Genomic DNA, 21,480 nt, shown 5'->3' on the forward strand with positions numbered 1-21,480 from the left:
AGGCGCGCAGACTGCGCCTCTGGGGCTGTGCTGGGATCGGCATGGCCCTTTTCACCTCTCTGGTTGGGGCGGAAGGGACGCGAATACCCGGCGCGGCGATCCTGTCGCCCCGAGATGGCGATATCGTCGCATCGCCCATCGCCGTTGATCTCCGGGTGCCCGCAGAGGGCGCATATCACCTCTATGTCGATGGCGATCCTGTAGACCCCGAGGGACTACCCATGGGCGATGTCCGCCTGACCTTGGATGTGCCAACAGGGATCCACGAACTTGACGTGCGCCAGATGGGCGCCGCCTTCAGCGGTCAGGCTATCACCGTGCTTGTTGATCGGATCACCTTGCCGGACGACACGAACTGCCTCGCCTGTGGCGGTTTGCGCCGCCCTTGACCGTTACGGCAAAGACCCCGGCGGCGAACCGGGGCCGTTGTGGAAATAGACACATTCACCGGTCGCAGGCTCAGCGCGGGTGCCGACCTTCTTCGATCTCTTCTACGATCTTGCCGACAAATGCCTTCAGATCATCGGGGGTGCGGCTGGTCACGATCCCGTTGTCCGCGACGACCTCCGCGTCCTGCCAATCGGCCCCCGCGTTGATCATGTCGGTCTTGATCGACTGAAACGATGTCATGGTGCGGCCCTTGACCAGACCGGCCTCAATCAGAAGCCAAGGCGCATGGCAGATTGCGGCGACAACCTTGCCCTGATCGTAGAAAGCGTTGATCAGCTCGATCACATCGTCATTGATGCGCAGCAGATCCGGGTTGACCTGACCGCCGGGTAGGACCAGCGCGTCGTAATCGTCGACACGGACCGCCTCCAGCGCCAGATCCGCCTCGGCCTCGCGGCCCCAATCATCGCCTTCCCAACCCTTGATCGCCTTGCCATCGAGGCTGGCGACAGAGACCTCAGCGCCCTTGACCCGCAGCTGATCGCGCGGGAATTCCAGTTCGGACTGCTCGAACCCATGGGTGGCAATCATCAGGATCTTGGCGTCGGTGATACGGGGCATGAAACTCTCCTGTTCGTCGTGTCGGTAATCGCGCCGCAGGGGCGGCGCCGTTCACCGACAAAACGCCACCGGGCGCCGGAGGTTCCACAATAGCAAACGACCCCCGCCACCACAGGCGGCGAGGGTCGCAAGACTTACAAGGGGGCGAAATGGTGCCGGATCAGAGGCTGGCCGCCAGCCGTGTGCCCTGATTGATGGCCCGTTTGGCGTCCAGTTCTGCGGCCAGATCCGCGCCGCCGATCACGTGGCAGGATGTGCCCTGTGCCTCCAGCGCATCCACCAGCGACCGCTCCGACAGCTGGCCAGAGCACAGCACAACGGTGTCCGCCGCAATTACGGTCGGGTTCTCACGCGCCTCGCCAAAGCTGACATGCAGCCCGTCGTCGTCGATCTTCTCATAGTTGACGCCGCCGACGAAATTCACATCCTTCATCTTCAGCGTGGCGCGGTGGATCCAGCCGGTGGTCTTGCCCAACCGCTTGCCGTGGCGCTCCGCCTTGCGCTGCAACAGCGTCACCTCGCGGGCCGGGGCCTCGGGTTGCGGGCCTTCGGGGGCCAGACCGGCGCGATGCTCGGCCGGGTCCGCAACGCCCCATTCCTTCATCCACAGGGGCAGGTTTTCGGTGGCGCTTTCACCTTCGTGCAGCAGGAATTCCGACACATCAAAGCCGATGCCGCCTGCGCCGATCACCGCCACCCGCTTGCCCACCTCGGCCTTGTGGCGCAGCACATCGATGTAATCGACCACATTGTCACGGTCCTGACCGGGGATCTGCGGATCGCGCGGCACCACACCGGTGGCAATCACCACCTCGTCAAAGTCCTTGAGATCGCCCGCAGAGACTTCGCGGTTCAGTTCCAGCGTGACGTCGCTCTGGGCCAGCATGGTGCGATACCAATCGACCAGCCCCCAGAACTCTTCCTTGCCCGGCACCTGCTTGGCCATGTTCAACTGGCCGCCAATCTCACTTGCGCGATCAAACAGCGTCACCTTATGGCCGCGCTCCGCTGCCGCCAGTGCAGTGGACAGGCCTGCCGGGCCCGCACCGACAATGGCGACGGTCTTCACGCTCTCCGCAGGCGTCAGCATCAGTTCGGTCTCATGGCAGGCGCGCGGGTTCACCAGGCAGGAGGTCAGCTTGCCACCAAAGGTATGGTCCAGACAGGCCTGATTGCAGGCGATGCAGGGCGCGATCTGGTTGGATTTGCCTTCGGCAGCCTTGGCGACAAAATCCGCATCCGCCAGCATCGGTCGCGCCATCGACACCATATCGGCGCAGCCGTCCGACAGCACCTGTTCGGCGACCTCAGGCGTGTTGATCCGGTTTGAGGTGATCACCGGAATGCCGACCTTGCCCATCAGCTTTTTGGTGACCCAGGCAAAGGCCGCGCGGGGAACAGATGTGGCAATCGTCGGAATACGCGCCTCATGCCAGCCGATCCCGGTATTCAGGATGGTCGCGCCGGCTTTCTCGATCTCCTGCGCCAGCTCGACCACCTCGTCATAGGTGGAGCCATTGGGCACAAGGTCGATCATCGACAGGCGGTAGATAATGATGAAATTCGTTCCCACCGCCTCGCGGGTGCGGCGCACCACATCAATCGGCAGGCGCATCCGGTTTTCATAGGAGCCACCCCAGCGGTCCTCGCGTTTGTTGGTATGGGTGACCAGGAACTGGTTCAGGAAATAGCCCTCGCTGCCCATGATCTCAACGCCATCATAGCCGGCCTGCTGCGCCAGCACGGCGGCATTCACGATATCCGCGATCTGCTTCTCAATGCCCTCTTCGTCCAGCTCATTTGGCGGGAAGGGCGAGATGGGTGATTTGACCGGGCTGGGGGCGACACATTTTGGCCCGTAGGAATAGCGCCCCGCATGCAGGATCTGCATCGCGATCTTGCCGCCCGCCTCATGCACGCGGTTTGTGACGATGCTGTGGTTTTCCACATCCTGATCGGTGGTCATCATCGCGGCCCCCGGCAGAACGGACCCTTCAAGGTTCGGACCAATACCGCCGGTGACCATCAGCGCCACGCCACCCCGCGCCCGGTCAGCATAGAATTTGGCCACCCGGTTCCAGTCTTTGGTTTCCTCAAGCCCGGTGTGCATGGATCCCATCAGCACGCGGTTTTTCAACGTGGTAAAGCCGAGATCCAGCGGCGCCAACATTTTCGGGTACGCAGTCATGACACTCTCCCTGGTAGTTCTCTGGTAAGTCTTCTGTCTTGGTTTGCGCGAAAATGGCCCAGCCTGAAAGGGATTGTCACTTTGGACGCGGCGTCAACCTCTTGCACGACGCTGGGGCACAGGTGCACAAGGGGGCATCCAACCAAGGAGAGCCTGATGACGCCCGAAGAAATCGCCGCCTTGCCCTATCGACCCAATGTGGGTGTGATGCTGATCAATGCGGCAGGGGATGTCTGGGTCGGCCAGCGCATGGACCGGCACAAGGACGCCTGGCAGATGCCACAGGGCGGCATTGACGCAGGCGAAGATCCTAGGCTGGCGGCCCTGCGTGAGCTGGAGGAAGAAACCGGTGTCACCGCCGATCTGGTTGAGATCATCGCCGAAAGCAACGGCTGGCTGCCCTATGATCTGCCCGCCGAGGTGGTGCCGCAGTTTTGGGGCGGCAAATATCGCGGACAGGAACAGAAATGGTATCTGATGCGCTTTCTCGGGCGCGATGATCAGATCAATATCGCCACCGACCACCCGGAATTCTCCGCCTGGTGCTGGCAGCCGGTGGATCAGCTGGTCGGCAAGATCGTGCCATTCAAACGCGAGGTTTACGAACGGGTTATTCAGGAGTTTCAGGACCATCTATGATGATTTGGACTGACCTCCCGTCTGACAAAGGATGTTCTGATGCCGCCTCTTCGCAGTCTCATCGCGCCAGCTGCCATCTCCGTCGCGCTCATCGCGACCTTGGCGGGGCCTGCCACAGCCCTCAGCTGTCTACCGTGGGGGCCGTCGGACGCCTATCTTGAGGCCGCAAAATCCGACAAGAGCTATGTCGTGGTCGAGGGCGTGCTGAGCTTTGACGAGGGCGCGTTGCCCAAGGCCCCGCAGGACAATCCCAATGACGCGCCGCCGCGCAGTCTGATTCCAGCGCAGATTGAGGGCAAGCTGATGACGGCGCAGGGCTTTGCGAAACCGGTTGATCTGCCGATCACGCTGGAGATCCTGTGCTTTGGGCCGTGGTGTGCTGGCGCAGCGGATGGCGTGGACTATCTGGCCTTTCTGGAACAGCGCGCGGATGGCTATGTCCTGCGGATGGATCCCTGTGGCGGCTTTGGCTTCGGGGGCACCGATGGTGCCGCCCGAGAGGAGGTTCTGGCCTGCCACGCGGGCACATCCTGCACCCCTTGGTCCGAACGTTAACCCGCAGTAGGTTTGGGGCGACTAGGCTCCCGCCACCCGCGGCCTGCGCCAGCGCAAACCGCTTTGCCCCAGCCACAGGCTGAACAGCGCAAGGCCTGCGCCAATGGCCTGTTTCGCCGTCAGGACTTCGCCCAGAAACACCCAGCCCAGGATCACGGCTGACAGCGGGCTGAGCACCCCGAGAAGCGACACCACCGATGGTTCCAGCCGGGCAATGCCACGAAACCACAGGACGTAGGTCGCAGCGCCACCGATCAGGCTCATATAGGCCAGCCCAAGCAGGTTCTCGCCGCTCAGCTGCGGCACAGCGGGCAAGGACCACAGCGTCACCGGGATCAGCAACAGCCCGCCCGCCGTCAACTGCCACGCGGTGAAGGTCAGCAGCGACACAGGCGGCTGCCACTTGCGACTCAGCACCACGCCAGCCGCCATCGCAATGGCCCCGGCGAGCCCGGCAAAGACACCGATCCCGTCCAACTGTGCGCTCGGCGTCAGCACCAGCAGCGCCACGCCCAGAATGCTCAGGCCCGCCGCCAGCACCGCCGCTGTCCGCACCGGCGTCTTCAGCATCAGCGCCGACAGGAACACCACCACCAGCGGCTGCACAGCGCCAAGGGTCGCGGCCACCCCGCCGGGCAGGCGGTAGGCGGCGACAAATAGCAGGCTCCAGAAGATCGAGAAGTTTAGCGCCCCGAGCACCAAAAGCCGTGGCACCCAGTTCAGCGGCGGCAGTTGCCGCACCATCAGCATCAACAGCAACCCGGCTGGCAAAGCCCGCAGTAGGGCCACCAGCAGCGGCGACTGCCCGGGCAGCAGGGTAGTCGTGACAATATAACTGCTGCCCCAGATCATGGGCGCCAGCGCGGTAAGGATCAGATCACGGCTCTGCATAGCAGACTCCTTTTGGATTTCTCGATATCAAGATATAATGGTTTTTCTTGACGTCAAGATATTACCCGGTAAAACCTTCCGACATGGACCATGTGGATTTTGTGACCCAGCAATGGGAGCGGGAACGCCCCGACCTTGATGTATCGGCGATGGCCGTCATCGGGCGGGTTGGGCGATTGGCGCAAGCCTATCAGAAGGAAATGCAGAAAACCTGGGCGCGCTATGATCTGAACGCGGCTAAGTTCGACGTGCTGGCCACCCTGCGCCGCGCGGGTGCGCCCTATCGGCTATCACCGGGTGATCTGTTGCAGGCCACCATGGTCGCCTCCGGCACCATGACCAACCGTATCGACCGGCTGGTGGATGCAGGGCTGGTGGCCCGCAGCGTCAACCCCGAGGACAGTCGCGGTTTTCTGATTGAGCTGACCCCGGAGGGGCTGCGCCTGATCAATGAGGTGGTCGAGGCCCATGTGGCCACACAGGCGCGCCTGCTTGATGGTCTCGGAACGGAAGAGCAGAAGCTGTTGACCGACTTGCTGTCAAAGGCGCTGACCTCCGCCGAAAACGCCTGACCCCGAACCGGGAAAACCAAAATTTTTCACCGATGAAAAAAGCCGCCCCCGATGGCTCCGGGGCGGCTTTATCATATCAGTTGCAGGGGGGACGCCCAGGCTCAGAGCAGCCCTTCGCGGCGCAGCACCTGGCTCATCACCGCTTTAGGGCGGGGGCCGATGTGGCTGATCACCTCGGCGGCGCAGGCGTTGCCGATCTTGGCACAGGTCTCGATATCCAGCCCTTTGGCCATGCCAAACAGGAACCCGGCAGCAAACTGATCGCCTGCCCCGGTTGCATCCACCGGCACCACCCGCTCAACCGGTACAGTCACGCGGGTGTCGCCCTCAACCACGGTGACGCCATCGCCGGAGCGGGTGCAGACCACCAGCGGGCAGATGGCGGCTGTCTTGGCCAGCGCCTCTTCCAGATCGTCGGTTTCAAACAGCGATTTGATCTCGGCCTCATTGCCGATCACGAAATCGAGGTCGTGTTCGATCAGCGACAGGAAGTCGGCCCGGTGGCGTTCCACACAGAAGGGATCGGAAATCGCGATGCCGCATTTGCCGCCGCCGTTGCGGCAGTCCCGCGCCGCTTCCATAAAGGCGGTCTTGCCCTTGTCTTTGTCGAACAGATAGCCCTCCAGGAACATCAGCTGCGCCTTGCCGGCCACCGTGTCCGGCACATCCGACGAGGACAGCTCGGAGGAGATGCCCAGATAGGTGTTCATCGACCGCTCGCCGTCGCCCGAGACAAAGATCATCGACCGCGAGGTGGGCAGCTCGCCGCCCGCAACCGGCGGGTTCACAAAATCCACGCCATCATCGGTCATTGCCTGTGCATAGAACCGTCCCAGTGCGTCGTCATGCACCCGGCCGATAAACGCCGCCTCCAGCCCCAGCGCACCGGCACCAGCGATGGTATTTGCGACTGAGCCGCCGGGCGTCTGCACCCGTTCCTGCATCGCCGCATAAAGCACCTCGCCGCGATCACGTTCGATCAGCTGCATGATGCCTTTTTCAATGCCCATATGCTCCAGAAAGCTGTCGTCGCATTGGCTGATCACGTCCACAACGGCATTGCCGATCCCGACGAGCTGGTAGGTTTTCATAGAGTCTTGTCCTCAAACTGGCAGAGATCGCGGATGATGCAGGTAGGGCACATCGGCTTGCGAGCTTTGCAATGGTATCGTCCGTGCAGGATCAGCCAATGATGGGCATGAAGCTGGAAATCTGCCGGAATATTGTCTTCGATGGCACGTTCGACCGCATCGACATCCTTGCCCGGCGCAATGCCCGCCCGGTTGCCAACGCGAAAGATATGGGTGTCCACCGCCTGTGCAGGCTGGCGCCACCACATGTTCAGCACCACATTCGCCGTCTTGCGCCCGACACCCGGCAGGGATTGCAGCGCCGCGCGGGAATTGGGCACAATGCCATCATAGTCTTCGACCAGAATCCGCGACATCTTGATCACGTTCTTGGCCTTCTGCCGGTAAAGGCCAATGGTCTTGATATGCTCGATCAGACCTTCTTCGCCTAGATCCAGCATTTTCTGCGGGGTATCTGCGATCTTGAACAGCTCGCGCGTGGCCCGGTTGACACCGGCATCCGTAGCCTGTGCCGATAGCGCCACCGCCACCACAAGGGTATAGACGTTGACGTGATCCAGTTCGCCCTTGGGTTCTGGATCCGCTGCCTGAAACCGCGTGAAGATCTCACGCAGGGTGTGATAATCGAGTTGCTTTGCCATCGCGGACCTTAATGCCGCGCAGGGTCCCCCGGCGCAAACAGAAAAGCCGCAATAGGTGAGCGAAGCGTTACCCCGTGGTCACGGCCCATAGTCCGCTGTTCTCGCAAGATCCGGGTCGCGCGGTCAGGGCTTGTCCCTATAATGAGGGGCAGGAACACAGGTCGGGAGGGCTCCCCATGAACATCCAAACACGCGAGCAGAGCTATCACTACGGCGTCATGCGCCGCGCGATTGAGCTGATTGACGATGGCGGTGAGGATCTGACCCTGGCCGAACTGGCCGCTGCCATGGATATGAGCCCGGCGCATTTTCAGCGTCTGTTCTCCGCCTGGGTCGGCGTCTCCCCCAAGCGTTACCAACAGTATCTGCGCCTTGGCCACGCCAAGACCCTGTTGCAGGACCATTTCACCACGCTGGAGGCCGCCCATGCTGTCGGTCTTTCGGGCAGCGGCCGTCTGCATGATCTGTTCCTGCGTTGGGAGGCGATGAGCCCCGGTGAATACGCCCGCAAAGGGGCCGGTCTGCGTATCCTCTGGGGGTGGTTTGACAGCCCCTTCGGACTGGTGCTGGTGATGGGCACGGAGAAAGGCATCTGTGGCATGGGCTTTGCGGCGGAAACCGGGGCTGAGCCGACCATGGCCGACATGCGCAGCCGCTGGCCCGATGCTGATTTTGTCGAGGATCCGATGGCCCTGCGCACGATGGTGGAGGCGATCTTTGATCAGCGGGGCGAGGCCGTCCTGCATATGATCGGGGCGCCCTTGCAGATCAAGGTCTGGGAGGCGCTGCTGCGCATTCCTTCGGGACAGGTCACCACCTATTCCGAGATCGCCCATGCCATCGGCGCGCCCCGTGCGGTGCGCGCCGTCGGCACGGCGGTAGGGCGCAACCCGGTCAGCTGGCTGATCCCCTGTCACCGCGCCCTGCGTAAATCCGGTGCCCTTGGCGGTTACCACTGGGGGCTGCCGGTCAAACGCGCGATGCTGGCCTACGAGGCCGCGCGGGATGAGGGGCAGCAGGACGGCGCGGCCTGACCCGCACCTGCCGCGCCCTGACCCATGCGTCGCGCAAACAGGCGCCGCAGCAGGCCGGGGCGCTTGGCGGTCGGCTCTGTCTCGGCCCGCGCTGCGGCCTTTGCCGCTGCCTCAGCCGCACCCCGGATCTGAGCGGCATCCCGCTCCAATTCATAGGATTTGGGAAACTGGCGCTGTGCCTCCCATTTGTCTTTGCCCAGTGTGATCAGAACAATCCAGTCATAGGTCAACATGGTGTCTCTCCTTCTGTCTGAAGCCAGAACACCACAACGCTGCTGACACGCATTGTCAGCGGCCTGTGCTAAGATGTCAGCAGCCTGTCAGTGGAGAGAGACCATGGAACGCACCGGTCGCCTGTTCGAAGTCATTCAAATCCTGCGCGCCGCCTCCGCCCCGATCCGGGCCGAGGATCTGGCGGAAAAGCTTCAGGTCTCAAAACGTACGATCTACCGCGATATCGCTGCACTTCAGGGCATGCGCACCCCGATCGAAGGGGAGGCGGGCATCGGATATATGCTGCGCAAAGGCTATGATCTGCCACCGCTCAACTTCGATGAGGAGGAGTTGGAGGCGCTTTATGTCGGTCTGTCCCTGTTGATGCGAACCGGCGATGGCGCCTTGCAAGAGGCCGCCATACGGGTCTGTCGCAAGGTGATGGAATGCCGCTCCCCCGGGGATCGGCTGCAGGTGGCCCCCTGGGGTGGGGCCCCGCAGGATGATCCCGAACAGGGCTGTGTCTCCAAGGGGCTGCTGCGTCAGGCGGTGCGCGAAAGCCGCAAACTGCATCTGACCTATCTTGGCCCTGACAGTGGCGAAACCCGACGAATCCTGCGCCCGCTGGCGCTGATCTACAATGTCGAAACCACGCTGCTGGCGGCCTGGTGCGAATTGCGGGGCGGGTTTCGTCACTTTCGCACCGACCGAATGCTTTGTGCTGATCTGCTGGACGACAGCTTTGCGCCAGAGGCCGATATGCTGCGCAAGCTGTGGATTGATCAGGGAGGTGGCGTGCTTGGCGATGAAGAGGGTGTCGCCTCAGCTTAAAGCAGAGATTTGGCAGGTTTTCGCCGAGCAGAAAAGACGTTACCTTGTGATGAACGCGCCGCAGCACGATATTCTCCGCAGCACGGGCCCCGCCCGGATTGAGCAAGCAAAAGGCAGATTTTGATGATTCAGATGAAACTTACCACCGCCGCCATCGTGGCCGCTGGCCTTGGCCTGACCGCCTGTACCGATCCCGCAACCATCGGGACCCCCGGCAGCAAAACCCAGAACGGTGCGCTGATTGGCGGCCTGATCGGCGCGGGTGTTGGCGCTGCTGCCAATGATTCCGACCGTGGTCTGGGTGCTGTCACCGGCGCGCTGGTCGGTGCTGCTGCTGGCAGCGTGATCGGCAACCAGCTGGACGCACAAGAGCGCGAGCTGCGCCAGTCGATCTCCAACGACGGCATCTCCATCGTCAACACTGGCGACCGTCTGATCGTGTCCCTGCCGAATGACCTGACATTTGCCACCGACAGCGCGGCGGTCTCGCCCGCTGTACGGTCTGATCTGAACAAAGTGGCCAGCAGCCTGGTGCGCTACCCCAATAGCCAGGTGCAGGTGATCGGTCACACCGACAGTGATGGCGACGCGGGCTATAACCAAGGCCTGTCCGAGCGCCGCGCCAATGCGGTCGCCGATCAGATCCAGGCCGGCGGTGTGCCCTACAACCGCGTGCAGATCATCGGCCGCGGTGAGAGCCAGCCGGTGGCGTCGAACCTCACCGCTGAAGGCAAGGCGCGCAACCGTCGTGTCGAAATCGTGGTGATCCCGCAGGGCGCCTGATTTCCGGCCTCACTGTTAAGGTCTGATAGACAACAGGGCCGCGCCGCAGGGTGCGGTCCTTTTTTGTGCGAAAATGTGCAAAACTAACGTTACGTTGTGCGTATTGTGAGCTTTTGCACAGTCAGTGCGCAGGCTTTGGGCTTTTCTTGTGACCCAAGCGGAATAGGTTGGAGCCAGACAGACATTCCCAACCGAAAGAGGCATCCTTCCATGTCCGATCCCAAACTCCTCACCATTTCCGGCTCGCTGCGCGCAGGGGCCACCAATCGCAAACTGCTGGCCGAGGCCGCGCGCCTGTTTGGTCCCGCTGAGGTGACAGAGGCCGATCTCAATCTGCCGCTCTATGATGGTGATGATGAGCAGGCGAACGGTATTCCCGAAGCGGTTCAGCGGCTTGCGGATCAGATCGGGGCCGCAGATGCGGTGATTATTTCGACTCCGGAGTACAACGGCGCGCCGTCAGGTGTGTTGAAAAATGCCCTCGACTGGGTCAGCCGCACCAGCAACAAGCCCTGGCAGGACAAACCCGTCGCCATCATGTCCGCCGCTGCGGGCCGCGCCGGCGGCGAGAAATCCCAAATGCTGCTGCGCACATTCTTGGTGCCATTCCAGCCCCGCGTCCTGACCGCGCCGCAGGTGCATCTGGCGGCATCGCATTCGGAGTTCGACGAAGGTGGCCGCCTGCTGAGTGAACTCTATACCGAAACGCTTGAGGCGCTGATGACAGGGTTGCGGGCTGAAATCGCGCGCTAAGTCAGATGAAGCCCCAACAGGCCCTGTGTGTGCGATCACTCCGGGCCTGTTGCCTTATGGGCTAGGGCGGGCAATGGCTACCCGTCACGGCCCGGCTCATCCGGGTTGCTGGAAAACAGCGCAATCTTATTGCCCTGCGGGTCACGCAGATAACCGACGTAGAACCCTGCACTATAGGCCGCGCGAAACCCCGGCGCGCCATCGTCTGTTCCGCCTGCCGCCACTGCGGCTGCATGTAGGGCCCGCACCTGAGCCTGAGTGTCGGCCTCAAACGCCACCATCATCCCATTGCCCGCCGCGGCAGGCGCACCGTTAAACGGGTGTTTGACATAGACATCTGGCGCGGTCGGCACTTCTCCCTCCGGCACCGGCAGGGCAAAGCTGAGGCCGTCGGACCCTTCGCTGAACTCATAGCCAAGTGCCGGCAGGAACGCGGTGTAGAACGCCCGTGCGCGGGTCATGTCATTGGTACCGATGGTGATATAGGCGATCATCTCTCTGCCCCTTGGCCTGGCATTCAGAAGTTATCTTCGACCCGGAAACCATCGGGGATATTATCCTGCCCGTCCAGCAGAAGATTGGCCATGGTCTCGGCCATCTTGGGCGCCATGCCAAAGCCGATCTTGAAGCCCCCGTTGGCGATGAAATGGTCCGCGCGATCAGGCCAGGCCCCCAGCATCGGCGCGCGTGAGCGGGCACGGGGGCGGACACCGGCCCAGCGTTCGATCACCTCGGCCCCGTGCAGGATCGGCAAAGCAGCCCGCGCGCGGTCGATCACATCGTCCAGCTGCGCATCGGTGCTGCTGGGATCCTCAAACTCACGTTCGCTGGTGGAGCCAATCGCGAGGGTGCCATCGGCATGCGGGATAATATGCAACCCATCGGCATAAAGCTGCGGCACATCCCCCTCGGCAAAGCGCAGCAGCGCCGCCTGTCCCTTGACCCCATTGCCCAGCGTCTTGCCCTCGGCCACGCCGCCGGGACCTGCCAGCCTGTCGTTCAGCTCCAGCAGCCCGGCATAGCCCTTGGCATGTACCACGAGCCCCTGATCGGCGCCCTCTGCCTGCACCTCAACACCCATGACGGACAACCCAGCCACCAGCGCGGCACAGGCGCGGCGGGGGTGCATTCGCGCGCTCAGCGTGTCGTGGATGACAAAATCGGTGGCGCTGGGCGGCACCCATGGCCCCGCGTCGGCAGCGGCGATGACGGACCAATCCGCCTTCCCCTGCCACAGGTTCCGGGCGCTTATTGCGCGTTGATGCGCCAGATCCAATGTGCGCTGATCATTGATCGGTTGCAGCCGTCCGGTGCGGCCATAGCCGGGGGAAACCCCGCCCGTTGCCTCAACCTCGGCCCAGAAAGCTTCGGCCATCAGCAGGCTTTCCAGCTGGTACTGTTTCTTGGCGTTCCAGTTTTCCGGCACATGCGGCGCCAGCGCACCGATCAGCCCGCCGCTGGAGCCGGAGCCCGCACCAAAGGGGTCGATCACCTGCACCGATGCGCCGCGCCGGGCGCAGGTCCAGGCAATCGAAAGCCCAAAGATCCCGGCGCCCCGGACGGTGATATCTGCCATTGCCATTTTCGCACCCTTTCGCCAGTGTCGCGCCGTTCCACCGCATCATTTAGGGGATAATAGCATGGCAGACCAGCAGGCGCGGCTCAGCTGGCGGGATGGCAGCATTCCGGTATCCGATCAGTTCGACGATCCCTATTTCTCCATCCACGATGGGCTGGCCGAGACGGAGCATGTGTTTCTGGCAGGCAATGATCTGGCCACGCGGTTTGCCAGCGCCGCAGAGGCGGGGACCGATTTCCACGTTGCCGAGTTGGGGTTTGGCACCGGTCTGAACCTGTTCGCCGCCTGGCGCGCGTGGGAGGCGGCGCAGGCGGACTATGACACCGCAGCGGTGCTGCATTTCACCAGTTTTGAAGCCTTCCCGATGGCGACGGATGATATGGCCCGCGCGCTGGAAGCCTTTCCCGAGGTGGCGCCTTGGGCCGCGCGGTTTCTGGCGGTCTGGCGTGGTGCAGGTCTGTGCGATCTGGGCAATTTGCGCGTCAATGTCATCACCGGCGACGCCCGCATGTCGCTGCCAGACTGGACAGGGGCGGCAGACGCATGGTTTCTGGACGGGTTTTCACCGGCCAAAAACCCGGAGCTGTGGCAGGATGATCTGCTCGCCGCTGTCGCGGGGCACACCCGCGCTGGCGGTACGGCGGCAACCTACACCGCAGCGGGATTTGTCCGCCGTGGGTTGGAGACTGCCGGATTTGAGGTTTCCCGCACACCCGGTTTCGGGCGCAAGCGGCATATGACAAAGGCACGATTGCGATGACCATGCGCCCCGACGCCAGAATACTTGAGCCGCGTCCTCCGCAGTTGACCCAAAAGAACAACGTCTCGGCGGGCGTTCTGTTGATGATCGCGGCCACCGTTGTCTTTGCGATGCAGGACGGGATCTCTCGGCATCTGGCAGGGGAGTATAACACCTTTATGGTGATCATGGTGCGTTATTGGTTCTTTGCGCTGTTTGTGATCGCGCTTGCGGCGCGCGCACCGGGGGGTATTCGCGCCACGGCCCGCACCGATCAGCTGGGGTTGCAGATCTTTCGCGGCGTGCTGCTGGTCGCGGAGATTTGCGTTGCGGTCTATGCTTTTACCGTGCTGGGACTGGTCGAAAGCGTGGCGGTGTTTATCTGCTATCCACTGTTGGTGGCGGCCCTGAGCGGGCCGGTGCTGGGGGAGCAGGTGGGCTGGCGGCGGTGGGCAGCGATTTCGGTCGGACTGATTGGCGTGCTGATCATCCTGCAACCCGGCATCGGTATTTTTGACCCGCTGGCGATCATCCCATTTGTCTCGGCGTTGATGTTTGCGCTTTATGGTCTGATCACCCGCTATGCCGCGCGGCGCGACAGCACGGCGACCAGTTTCTTCTGGACCGGGGTTGCGGGCATGGTGGCGATGACCCTTGTCGGCATCTGGTACTGGGAGCCGATGAGTCAGGGCGATTGGATGTGGATGGGCATCCTGTGTCTGACGGGTGTGACCGGGCATTGGCTGCTGATCAAATGCTATGAGATGGCCGAGGCCAGCGCGGTGCAGCCCTTTGCCTATTTCCACCTGATCTGGGCGGCGGCGCTTGGGGTGATTGTTTTCGGCGAGGTGATCCGCACCAATGTCGCCATCGGTGCGTCCATCATCGTGGCGGCCGGCCTGTTCACCCTATGGCGCGAACGCGTTAAGGGTTGATCCGGCCAGTTCTTTGGAGAAAGGCACCGGCAGCGGTGTCTTGCCAAGGCGCGCGCGATAGACTGGCAGGCTCTCGGTGACGCGCATCACGTAGTTGCGCGTCTCATTAAAGGGGATGTGTTCGATCCAGTCGACAATCCCCGGCGTGCCGCCACGCGGATCGCCATAACGCTCCATCCAGGCCTTGGGGCGATGCGGGCCTGCGTTATAACCCGCCGCCATCATCACCACATTGCCGTTAAAATCACCCGCCAGATCCGCAAGGTAATTGCTGCCCAGAAGCGCATTATAGGACCAGTCGGAAATCAACCGACCGGTTGTGTGATTGGCCTGAATACCCATGTTCGAGGCCACCAGTTTTGCGGTGGCGGGCATCACCTGCATCAGCCCCCGCGCGCCCGCATGGCTGATCACGATGGGGTCAAATTCACTTTCGCGGCGAGCAATGGCAAGGGTCATTTCCTTGGCCATGGGCAGGTCCTTCTGCGCGACGGGATGCAGCGGGAAATAGGCCGCTTCCAGCTCTTCGCCGGTCTGCGCGGCGCGTTTGGCGATCATCACTGCCAGATGTGGTTCGTTCATGCTGACAGCCATTTCGCCCAGCTGGCGTGCCTCAATCGGGTTTAGCCCCTCAACCAGATGGGTGAGGAAGCGCTCGGCCAGGGGCAGATCGCCAGTCTGCAACAGCAACAGCCCGGCCTCTGCCACGGTGGAGTTCAGGAAGCTGGCCGCGCGCCAGTCGGGCAGCTGCGGCGGAGTGATCAGATCGGGATCAAAGGGACGGCCCAGAACCTCTGCCGCCAACAACCCGTAGAAAGACGTCTGATAATCCGCCGCCTTGGCATAGGCGGCATGGGCTTTCTCAATGTCGCCATGGGCACCATAGGCCTGTCCCAGCCAATAGCCGCCACGACCCACCGAAATCGGGCTTTCGACAGAGGCGAGGAACCGTTCAAAGTGGTAGGCGGCCAGTTCCGGGTCGTTCAGTTTGCGCAAGGCGATATAACCTGCCAGCCATTCGCAATCGGAGTAGCCATAGCCCGCATCCTCGGGCGCGAAGTGATGTGCGGCCAGCTGATAGGCGCGTTCGTGATTGCCGTCACGCATGTCCTGCCGCGCCAGATCGCGGCGACGGCGCAGCCATTTGGCCGGCTCGCCCAGTTTTTCGGCGGTGGTGCTGCGGTCCATCATCAGGGTGATGGCATCCTCTTGGCGCCGCTTGCGGTCGCGCCAGGCAAAGCGATCATAGGCAAGGCCCGCGTTATTCTTCAGCGCGTCGGGTACGGCGGCGATCTTGCCATCCACACCCGGTTCGACCTCTTGCAGGGCCAGACGCGCCTCTGCCAGCTTGCGCGGCCCGTCCTTAACCAACGGCAACATCCGCCGCGCGCTGACCTTGTGACCGTCCCACAGCAGCCGGTCCAGCCGGGCTGCGTGATGGGACGCCAGAAGTTTGGCGTGATGTTTCAGGTAATCGTCCTGAATGACCGATCCCATGGGCATGGTGCGCCAGGCCAGAACCAGCTCTGCCTCGCCTTCGCCTTTTTGCCCGGCTGCGATCAGCGCGCGGCCATAACTCAGCGCGCCTTCGGCGGTCTGTGGCCGGGTGTCGCTGTAAAAGGCAAGGATGGTCTTGCGACCTGCGCTGGCAATCTCCGGCTCATTCTTGCGCCGCAGCAGCGCCAGCCCCGGCCAGTCCGACCGCCGCGCCAGAAACGCCATCACATCGGAGGCCGACCCCATCCCGGCGCGCAGGCGGTGCCATTCAATGACATCGCGGGCGACGGTGGCTTCGTGGCCTGCGCTGCGACCTGCCTCGCTCCATTTTTCCGAGCGCATCAGCTCCAGCGCGCGGCTTAGGTCCACGGCCATGGCAGCGGTGCCGCTCAGAGTGGCGGAAATGAGGGCAATAAGGGCCAGAATGCGTGTCATCTCTTGCATTTTCCAACGTTCCGGGGATAGAGCCAATGACGATAATCCGTGACCTGCCGGTATCAACTCAAATCCCCGGCATGTCCATCACCCAAGCCGGTGCAATTCTGCGCCCGCACGAACAGCAAAGGGAGCGTGCCCATGTTCAAAGGCTCTATGCCAGCCCTCGTCACCCCGTTTTCCAACGGCGAGCTGGATCTGGATACGCTCAAACGTTTGGTCGAGTGGCATATTGATCAGGGCTCTACTGCGCTGGTCCCGGTGGGCACCACCGGCGAAAGCCCGACGCTGACCCATGACGAGCATGAAACCGTGATTGCCGAGGTGGTGAAGATTGCGGCAGGCCGGGTGCCGGTGATTGCCGGTGCGGGCTCCAACAACACGGTTGAGGGCAAGCGGTTCGTGCAATTCGCCGCCGAGGTTGGCGCCGATGCCGCGCTGGTGGTGACGCCGTACTACAACAAGCCCACGCAGCGCGGGTTGATCGCGCATTTCACCGAGCTGCATAACTGCGCCGATATTCCGATTGTGATTTACAACATCCCCGGTCGCTCGATCATCGACATGACCCCGGCCACCATGGGCGAACTGGCCAAGCTGGAACGCATCATCGGCGTGAAGGATGCAACCGGCGATATCGCGCGTGTATCGCAGCAACGTGCGTCCTGCGGTGCGGATTTCATCCAGCTGTCCGGTGAGGATGCCACTGCTCTGGGGTTCAACGCCCATGGCGGGGTTGGCTGTATTTCGGTAACGGCCAATGTGGCGCCGAAGCTTTGCGCGGAATTCCAGGCGGCGACGCTGGCCGGTGATTACGCATTGGCGCTGGAGTATCAGGACAAACTGATGCCGCTGCATGAGGCGATTTTCATTGAGCCGGGTCTGGTTGGGGCAAAATATGGCCTGTCGAAACTGGGCTTGTGCAGCGAAGAGGTGCGCCTGCCGCTGACGGGTCTGGAAGACAGCACCAAGGCCGCAATCGACGCGGCCATGGCGCACGCGGGCCTGCTGTAAGCGCAGCACACCGACCATGGACATGGTTTTTCGGACCGGGACGCTTATGCGTTCCGGTCTGTTTCGTTTTGGCTGTCTTCTGTCTCTAACTGACGGTTTAGGGTCACATCGCCAGGGCCAGATCCGTCGAAAATGAAAAAGGCGGCGCCGCCCCGAGGAAAGATCCCGGGAAAGGCTGGAAGTTGCGGGACGCGTCACTGCCCCGGTGCCAAACTGTTTTGCACGAACCCTGAGGGCATAACTGCCAACAGGGCCGGTTTCCATGGTGTCCGGGGGCGTAAATCCCGGAGGTGATCGCGATCCGGAACAGGATAGTGCCGCCAGATGTATCAACGGTAAGCAGGGCGCGCGCCGCATTGGCAACGGCGGGTCACCCCAGCACGGATGTCAGATGCCGTGTCTTATCCGGGTTGCGAGTCACATAGATGCGGGCAATCCGGCCGTCGCGAATCTCCAGCGAGGTGGCTTGCAGAATGCCGTCCTCGCCCCGGCTCAGAATGGCGGGCAGGCCATTGAGCTGGCACAGGCGCCATTGATCTGGCGCTGTGTGATGGCCTTTGCGGGCAAGCCCTGCCAGCAGCCGCATCACCTTCTCGCGTCCGTATATCGGGTTGAGCGCCGCAGTCGCCTTGCCGCCGCCATCGGAAATCAGCTGCACATCGTTGCTCAGCAACCGGGTGAGGGCGGTCATGTCCCCGGTTTTGGACGCGCGAAAGAACGCCTCGGTCAGCGCGTCGCCGTGATCGGGGCGGCTGGGGGGATCCGGTCGCAGTGCCTGCACCTTGCGGCGCGCGCGGGTGGCGAGCTGGCGACAGGCCTCCGGCGAGCGATTGAGCGCAGAGGCCACATCGCCATAAGGGCTGTCAAAGATGTCATGCAACAGAAAGGCCGCGCGTTCCAGCGGCGACAGCGCGTCCAGCGCCAAGAGCAGCGCAACCGAGACGTCATGGTCCAACTGATCGGTCGCATCATCGGTGAGCACGGGTTCCGGCAACCACTCCCCCGGATAGGTCTCGCGCTGTTTGCGGGCTGATTTCAGCTGATCAAGGCACAGCCGCGTGGTGATCCGCATCAGATACCCGGTCGGGTCCAGAACCTCGCCCTTGGGTGCGGATTGCCAGCGCAGATAGGCGTCTTGCAGGATATCCTCGGCATCGGTCACGCTGCCCAGCATCCGGTAGGCGGCCGCGAACAATCGCGGCCGCGCTGTCAGAAACGCATCGGTTCCTGTGTCTTTGGTCTGTGCTGTCACGCCGCGTTGGCCCCTGTTGTGCTCTCGCTCACAGGGTGGGCGCTGCGAAAGCCGATTGCAATGCGGTTCCAGCTGTTGATGGCGCCAATCAGCAGCGTCAGCAGCACCTGTTCGCGTGGCTCAAACAGGTCTGCCATGGCGTCATAATCGACGTCCGGTGCGGCGGTGGCCTCCACCCGCGTCAGCGCCTCGCACCATGCCAGGGCGGCGCGTTCGCGGGGCGTGTAGAGCGGAGATTCGCGCCAGGCGTTCAGCAGATGCATCCGGTCCTCGCTCTCGCCATGGGCGCGCATCTCATGGGTGTGCATATGAATGCAGAAGGCGCAGCCGTTGATCTGGGAGGCGCGCAGTTTCACCAGTTCCACCAGACTGAATTCCAGCGTGCTGTTCTTGAACAGATTCTCCTGCTCCAGCATCGGTTTGAACAGATCACCGGCGACAGAGAAATAATCGAGACGTTGGGTCATGGGTTTGGTCCTTTCTGATGGGTTCAGAAACAGGACGAGGCAGCGGGCGGGTTTGTGACATGACCGGCGCGATTTTTTTAAAAAGGATGTGCATTCAATGAGAAAAGGGCGCCGCTGGGGCGCCCTGATTGTGGTCTTTGGTGGTGATCAGCGTTTGCCGTAATAGAGCCCGACCACATGTTCGGCCTGTGCAAAGAACAGCCAGCGCGAGACGGCAATACCGGCGATATGCAGGAGCACGGCAACGCCTGCGAACAGGTGTTTGAGCATCAGCCCCTCAACCGGCAGGATCAGGCAGATCAAAGGCAGCGCGAAGCCAAGGGCGAAGGCGATCACCCGCAGTTTCTGCGCATGTTTGCGCCCGACCACATGCACGAATTCGCGCAGCAGATAGTTGGAGCCGGTATGGGGCGGCTCAAACGCGCGCACGGTGCCGCGATCGCCAAGGCCAGTGGCGGTGCCCATATTGGTGCCAGAGGTGGCAAAGGCCTGATCGCCCTTGGCCCAATAGGCCAGCTGCACCGAGCCTGCGATGGCCAGAAGCCAGGGTGCCAGCGCCTCAGCCCCGGCCAGTAGCGACCCGCCCGCAAGGCTGAAAGACAGGAACATCACCGGCGTCAGGGACATGTTCCAGCGCGGGATGGTCTTCAGCTGGGTGTAGATCATCGAAGTGGTAAAGACTGTCGCCAGCGACAGCGCCGCGCCCAGCCAGCCAAGCGCCCACCAATGGGTGTCCAGAAACACCGCGCCAAAAGCAAAAAGCCCCATCACGATGAGGGCTGCAACCGCGCAGATGCCCTCACGGCTGAGCCAGCTGGTTTTCCACTGGGTGAAGGCGCGCCAGGCCCGTTCCGGTCGGCCGAGGTGAAAGGTGGAGGCCAGTAGCCCGCCCACCGCAAAGCCAAAGGCGAGGGCATAGAACACAAAGGCCACCCAGCCGGTGACCTCGGGCTTGCCGAGGCCAAGAAAGGCCAGAAGACCAAAACCGAGACCGGAGAGGGTGGTGAAGATGATAACGGATGGTGCCGGATGCATCAGCTTGCCCCTCCTGACGTTTGTCCCGGAAGCTTATCAAGCGCCTTGTCCAGCCAGCCAAGGAACCCCTTGGGATCTTCGGCGACGGGGGCCAGCAGCGGGGCGAGGATGTCGATCTGGTCCTCGATCTGGTCCTTCGGGCGGGGCGGCAGGTATTTGTTCACCGGTTTGGTGCCCATTTCCGGCATCAGATCCATGCCGGCGCGCGCGGCCACCAGTTTGGAGACATCGCTGTCAGGATCCCCCAGATCGCCAAAATGGCGCGCGCCTGCCGGGCAGGTCCGCACGCAAGACGGCACACGGTCCACCTCTTCGAGGTTCTCATTGTAGATCCGGTCGACGCAGAGCGTGCATTTCTTCATCACACCTTCGGCCAGATCCAGCTCGCGCGCGCCATAGGGGCAGGACCAGGCACATAGGCCACAGCCGATGCAATTGTCCTCGTTCACCAGAACGATGCCGTCTTCCACCCGCTTGTAGCTGGCGCCGGTGGGGCAGACGGTGACGCAGGGGGCGTCTTCGCAGTGCAGGCAGGATTTCGGGAAATGCACCAGTTGGGCCGCCGGGTTGGGCTGGCTGGCACAGGGGGAGGGCTGCACCTCGTAGGAGTGCACACGGTTGAGGAAGGTGCCGGATGGATCAGCGCCATAGGCGTTCTGATCGCTGAGCGGCGCGCCATAGTTTTCGGTGTTCCAGCCCTTGCAGGAGATCACACAGGCATGGCAGCCGACGCAGGTATCAAGGTCAATGACCAGACCCATCTTGCGGTCGGTCCTGGTGGGAAGCTCGGTCATTGCAGGACCCTCCATTTCGGATCTGTAATCGCCCAGAAAAATCGCAAATTATCGTCGACAAGCGCGGAATAAATCCCCTCGACCTTGGTGAGGTTGCCCGCCAGTTTCGCCAAGTGCCACGCATTGTCCAAAGAGCACCAAACCGGTTGGGACATCAGAACCTGATGGTTGTTGGCTTGACCAAAGTCAAAGCAACGTGAAGCAACCTCTGTGCGCATCGTGTCCAAATGCGGATTGCCCCAGGCCCAGAGAAACTCCTCGCGGGGCGCGAACCAACTACCGATGTAGGACAACGGTGTTTCCACGATGCCGCCGCCCGGGAAATGGAACTCAAGAAGGCCAACGTCTTCGTCGTACCCCCAGGTGCCTTGGCCATTGCCGATGCCAAAGTCGCGTCTCAGGAGGGTCATCTTCTCGTCAATTTGCACGCAGGCGTGTTGGATCTGCGCATCTAAATCTGGATCCGTCACAGCATGGCGGATGTTGCAGTTTTCGCAGGTTACCTCAAATTCAAACATAGGGGGCTGCGTT

25 protein-coding genes are annotated in these 21,480 nt (G+C 62.2%); 11 read left to right on the top strand and 14 right to left on the bottom strand.

The genetic code is table 11. The annotated features are described in order from the left end of the window. The first annotated feature begins 41 nt into the window (after positions 1-41). A complete protein-coding gene (locus INHI_RS0119830) occupies positions 42-389 on the top strand; it encodes a hypothetical protein (RefSeq protein WP_027248682.1) in 348 nt (115 codons plus the stop codon). A 70-nt stretch (positions 390-459) separates the two neighbouring features. Here the strand turns inward: INHI_RS0119830 and INHI_RS0119835 are convergent, their stop codons facing one another. Next, entirely contained in the window at positions 460-1,011 is a 552-nt protein-coding gene (locus tag INHI_RS0119835) for a type 1 glutamine amidotransferase domain-containing protein (RefSeq protein ID WP_027248683.1), read from the bottom strand. A gap of 160 nt (positions 1,012-1,171) precedes the next feature. After that, positions 1,172-3,199, bottom strand: a complete 2,028-nt coding sequence (locus INHI_RS0119840; RefSeq protein WP_027248684.1) for an NADPH-dependent 2,4-dienoyl-CoA reductase — start codon at positions 3,197-3,199, stop codon at positions 1,172-1,174. A 156-nt stretch (positions 3,200-3,355) separates the two neighbouring features. Between INHI_RS0119840 and INHI_RS0119845 the strand changes: the two genes are divergently transcribed. Together INHI_RS0119845 and INHI_RS0119850 are read left to right on the top strand one after the other, a co-directional pair. Further along, complete coding sequence (locus INHI_RS0119845; protein ID WP_027248685.1) at positions 3,356-3,838, top strand: RNA pyrophosphohydrolase; 483 nt, start codon at positions 3,356-3,358, stop codon at positions 3,836-3,838. 39 nt (positions 3,839-3,877) lie between these two features. After that, positions 3,878-4,393, top strand: a complete 516-nt coding sequence (locus tag INHI_RS0119850; RefSeq protein WP_027248686.1) for a hypothetical protein — start codon at positions 3,878-3,880, stop codon at positions 4,391-4,393. A gap of 21 nt (positions 4,394-4,414) precedes the next feature. Here INHI_RS0119850 and INHI_RS0119855 read toward each other — a convergent pair whose 3' ends face one another. Beyond that, the gene (locus INHI_RS0119855; RefSeq protein WP_027248687.1) at positions 4,415-5,284 is read right to left on the bottom strand and encodes an EamA family transporter; all 870 of its coding nucleotides are present in this window, start codon (positions 5,282-5,284) and stop codon (positions 4,415-4,417) included. Positions 5,285-5,367: 83 nt separating this feature from the next. Between INHI_RS0119855 and INHI_RS0119860 the strand changes: the two genes are divergently transcribed. Beyond that, positions 5,368-5,856 (top strand): MarR family winged helix-turn-helix transcriptional regulator, encoded by a 489-nt coding sequence (locus INHI_RS0119860; protein ID WP_027248688.1) that lies wholly within the window; start codon positions 5,368-5,370, stop codon positions 5,854-5,856. A 101-nt stretch (positions 5,857-5,957) separates the two neighbouring features. Here the strand turns inward: INHI_RS0119860 and INHI_RS0119865 are convergent, their stop codons facing one another. Further along, positions 5,958-6,947, bottom strand: a complete 990-nt coding sequence (locus INHI_RS0119865; protein ID WP_027248689.1) for an adenosine kinase — start codon at positions 6,945-6,947, stop codon at positions 5,958-5,960. Beyond that, positions 6,944-7,588, bottom strand: a complete 645-nt coding sequence (gene nth, locus INHI_RS0119870) for an endonuclease III (RefSeq protein WP_027248690.1) — start codon at positions 7,586-7,588, stop codon at positions 6,944-6,946. The genes INHI_RS0119865 and nth overlap by 4 nt, the downstream gene beginning before the upstream one ends. 176 nt (positions 7,589-7,764) lie before the next feature. Between nth and INHI_RS0119875 the strand changes: the two genes are divergently transcribed. Continuing rightward, on the top strand, positions 7,765-8,622 hold the full coding sequence (locus INHI_RS0119875) for a methylated-DNA--[protein]-cysteine S-methyltransferase (protein WP_014881070.1): 858 nt from the start codon (positions 7,765-7,767) through the stop codon (positions 8,620-8,622). Here the strand turns inward: INHI_RS0119875 and INHI_RS0119880 are convergent. Further along, positions 8,577-8,855, bottom strand: a complete 279-nt coding sequence (locus INHI_RS0119880) for a hypothetical protein (RefSeq protein ID WP_027248691.1) — start codon at positions 8,853-8,855, stop codon at positions 8,577-8,579. The two genes, INHI_RS0119875 and INHI_RS0119880, sit on opposite strands and share 46 nt — an antisense overlap. 103 nt (positions 8,856-8,958) lie before the next feature. Here INHI_RS0119880 and INHI_RS0119885 point away from each other — a divergent pair, with 103 nt between their 5' ends. From INHI_RS0119885 to INHI_RS0119895, 3 genes are all read left to right on the top strand, one after another. Next, positions 8,959-9,666, top strand: a complete 708-nt coding sequence (locus tag INHI_RS0119885; protein ID WP_027248692.1) for a helix-turn-helix transcriptional regulator — start codon at positions 8,959-8,961, stop codon at positions 9,664-9,666. Between the two features lie 123 nt (positions 9,667-9,789). Further along, entirely contained in the window at positions 9,790-10,449 is a 660-nt protein-coding gene (locus INHI_RS0119890; protein ID WP_014875783.1) for a YiaD family glycine zipper/OmpA-like lipoprotein, read from the top strand. 210 nt (positions 10,450-10,659) lie between these two features. Further along, on the top strand, positions 10,660-11,202 hold the full coding sequence (locus tag INHI_RS0119895; RefSeq protein WP_027248693.1) for an NADPH-dependent FMN reductase: 543 nt from the start codon (positions 10,660-10,662) through the stop codon (positions 11,200-11,202). A gap of 77 nt (positions 11,203-11,279) precedes the next feature. On the opposite strand, the gene INHI_RS0119900 is transcribed toward INHI_RS0119895, so the two are convergent. Together INHI_RS0119900 and INHI_RS0119905 are read right to left on the bottom strand one after the other, a co-directional pair. Beyond that, entirely contained in the window at positions 11,280-11,696 is a 417-nt protein-coding gene (locus INHI_RS0119900; RefSeq protein WP_027248694.1) for a VOC family protein, read from the bottom strand. Between the two features lie 23 nt (positions 11,697-11,719). Beyond that, entirely contained in the window at positions 11,720-12,784 is a 1,065-nt protein-coding gene (locus tag INHI_RS0119905) for an NAD(P)/FAD-dependent oxidoreductase (RefSeq protein WP_027248695.1), read from the bottom strand. 58 nt (positions 12,785-12,842) lie between these two features. On the opposite strand from INHI_RS0119905, the gene mnmC2 reads away from it, so the two are divergent. Continuing rightward, the gene (gene mnmC2, locus INHI_RS0119910) at positions 12,843-13,541 is read left to right on the top strand and encodes a tRNA (5-methylaminomethyl-2-thiouridine)(34)-methyltransferase MnmC2 (protein WP_027248696.1); all 699 of its coding nucleotides are present in this window, start codon (positions 12,843-12,845) and stop codon (positions 13,539-13,541) included. Further along, the gene (locus INHI_RS0119915) at positions 13,538-14,455 is read left to right on the top strand and encodes a DMT family transporter (RefSeq protein WP_014881064.1); all 918 of its coding nucleotides are present in this window, start codon (positions 13,538-13,540) and stop codon (positions 14,453-14,455) included. Before mnmC2 ends, INHI_RS0119915 begins: the two co-directional genes overlap by 4 nt. Here the strand turns inward: INHI_RS0119915 and INHI_RS0119920 are convergent. Then, the gene (locus tag INHI_RS0119920; RefSeq protein ID WP_027248698.1) at positions 14,429-16,387 is read right to left on the bottom strand and encodes a lytic transglycosylase domain-containing protein; all 1,959 of its coding nucleotides are present in this window, start codon (positions 16,385-16,387) and stop codon (positions 14,429-14,431) included. The genes INHI_RS0119915 and INHI_RS0119920 overlap by 27 nt on opposite strands. Before the next feature lie 141 nt (positions 16,388-16,528). Between INHI_RS0119920 and dapA the strand changes: the two genes are divergently transcribed. Next, positions 16,529-17,401 carry a 4-hydroxy-tetrahydrodipicolinate synthase gene (dapA, locus tag INHI_RS0119925; protein WP_014875776.1) on the top strand — a complete coding sequence of 291 codons (873 nt, stop codon included), beginning with the start codon at positions 16,529-16,531 and terminating at the stop codon, positions 17,399-17,401. Between the two features lie 370 nt (positions 17,402-17,771). On the opposite strand, the gene INHI_RS0119930 is transcribed toward dapA, so the two are convergent. The 5 genes from INHI_RS0119930 to INHI_RS0119950 all read right to left on the bottom strand — a co-directional run bounded on the left by INHI_RS0119930 (position 17,772) and on the right by INHI_RS0119950 (position 21,467). Continuing rightward, entirely contained in the window at positions 17,772-18,653 is an 882-nt protein-coding gene (locus INHI_RS0119930) for a sigma-70 family RNA polymerase sigma factor (protein ID WP_027248699.1), read from the bottom strand. Next, entirely contained in the window at positions 18,650-19,120 is a 471-nt protein-coding gene (locus tag INHI_RS0119935; RefSeq protein WP_027248700.1) for a carboxymuconolactone decarboxylase family protein, read from the bottom strand. The genes INHI_RS0119930 and INHI_RS0119935 overlap by 4 nt, the downstream gene beginning before the upstream one ends. A gap of 147 nt (positions 19,121-19,267) precedes the next feature. Next, a complete protein-coding gene (locus INHI_RS0119940; RefSeq protein ID WP_027248701.1) occupies positions 19,268-20,155 on the bottom strand; it encodes a dimethyl sulfoxide reductase anchor subunit family protein in 888 nt (295 codons plus the stop codon). Continuing rightward, positions 20,155-20,949, bottom strand: coding sequence for a 4Fe-4S dicluster domain-containing protein (locus INHI_RS0119945; protein ID WP_027248702.1), 795 nt, complete (start codon positions 20,947-20,949; stop codon positions 20,155-20,157). Before INHI_RS0119945 ends, INHI_RS0119940 begins: the two co-directional genes overlap by 1 nt. After that, positions 20,946-21,467, bottom strand: a complete 522-nt coding sequence (locus tag INHI_RS0119950) for a DUF6882 domain-containing protein (RefSeq protein WP_044041642.1) — start codon at positions 21,465-21,467, stop codon at positions 20,946-20,948. The genes INHI_RS0119945 and INHI_RS0119950 overlap by 4 nt, the downstream gene beginning before the upstream one ends. Between the last annotated feature and the right edge of the window lie 13 nt (positions 21,468-21,480).

The sequence above is a fragment of the Phaeobacter inhibens DSM 16374 genome (assembly GCF_000473105.1).
In the GTDB taxonomy this organism is placed as follows: domain Bacteria; phylum Pseudomonadota; class Alphaproteobacteria; order Rhodobacterales; family Rhodobacteraceae; genus Phaeobacter; species Phaeobacter inhibens.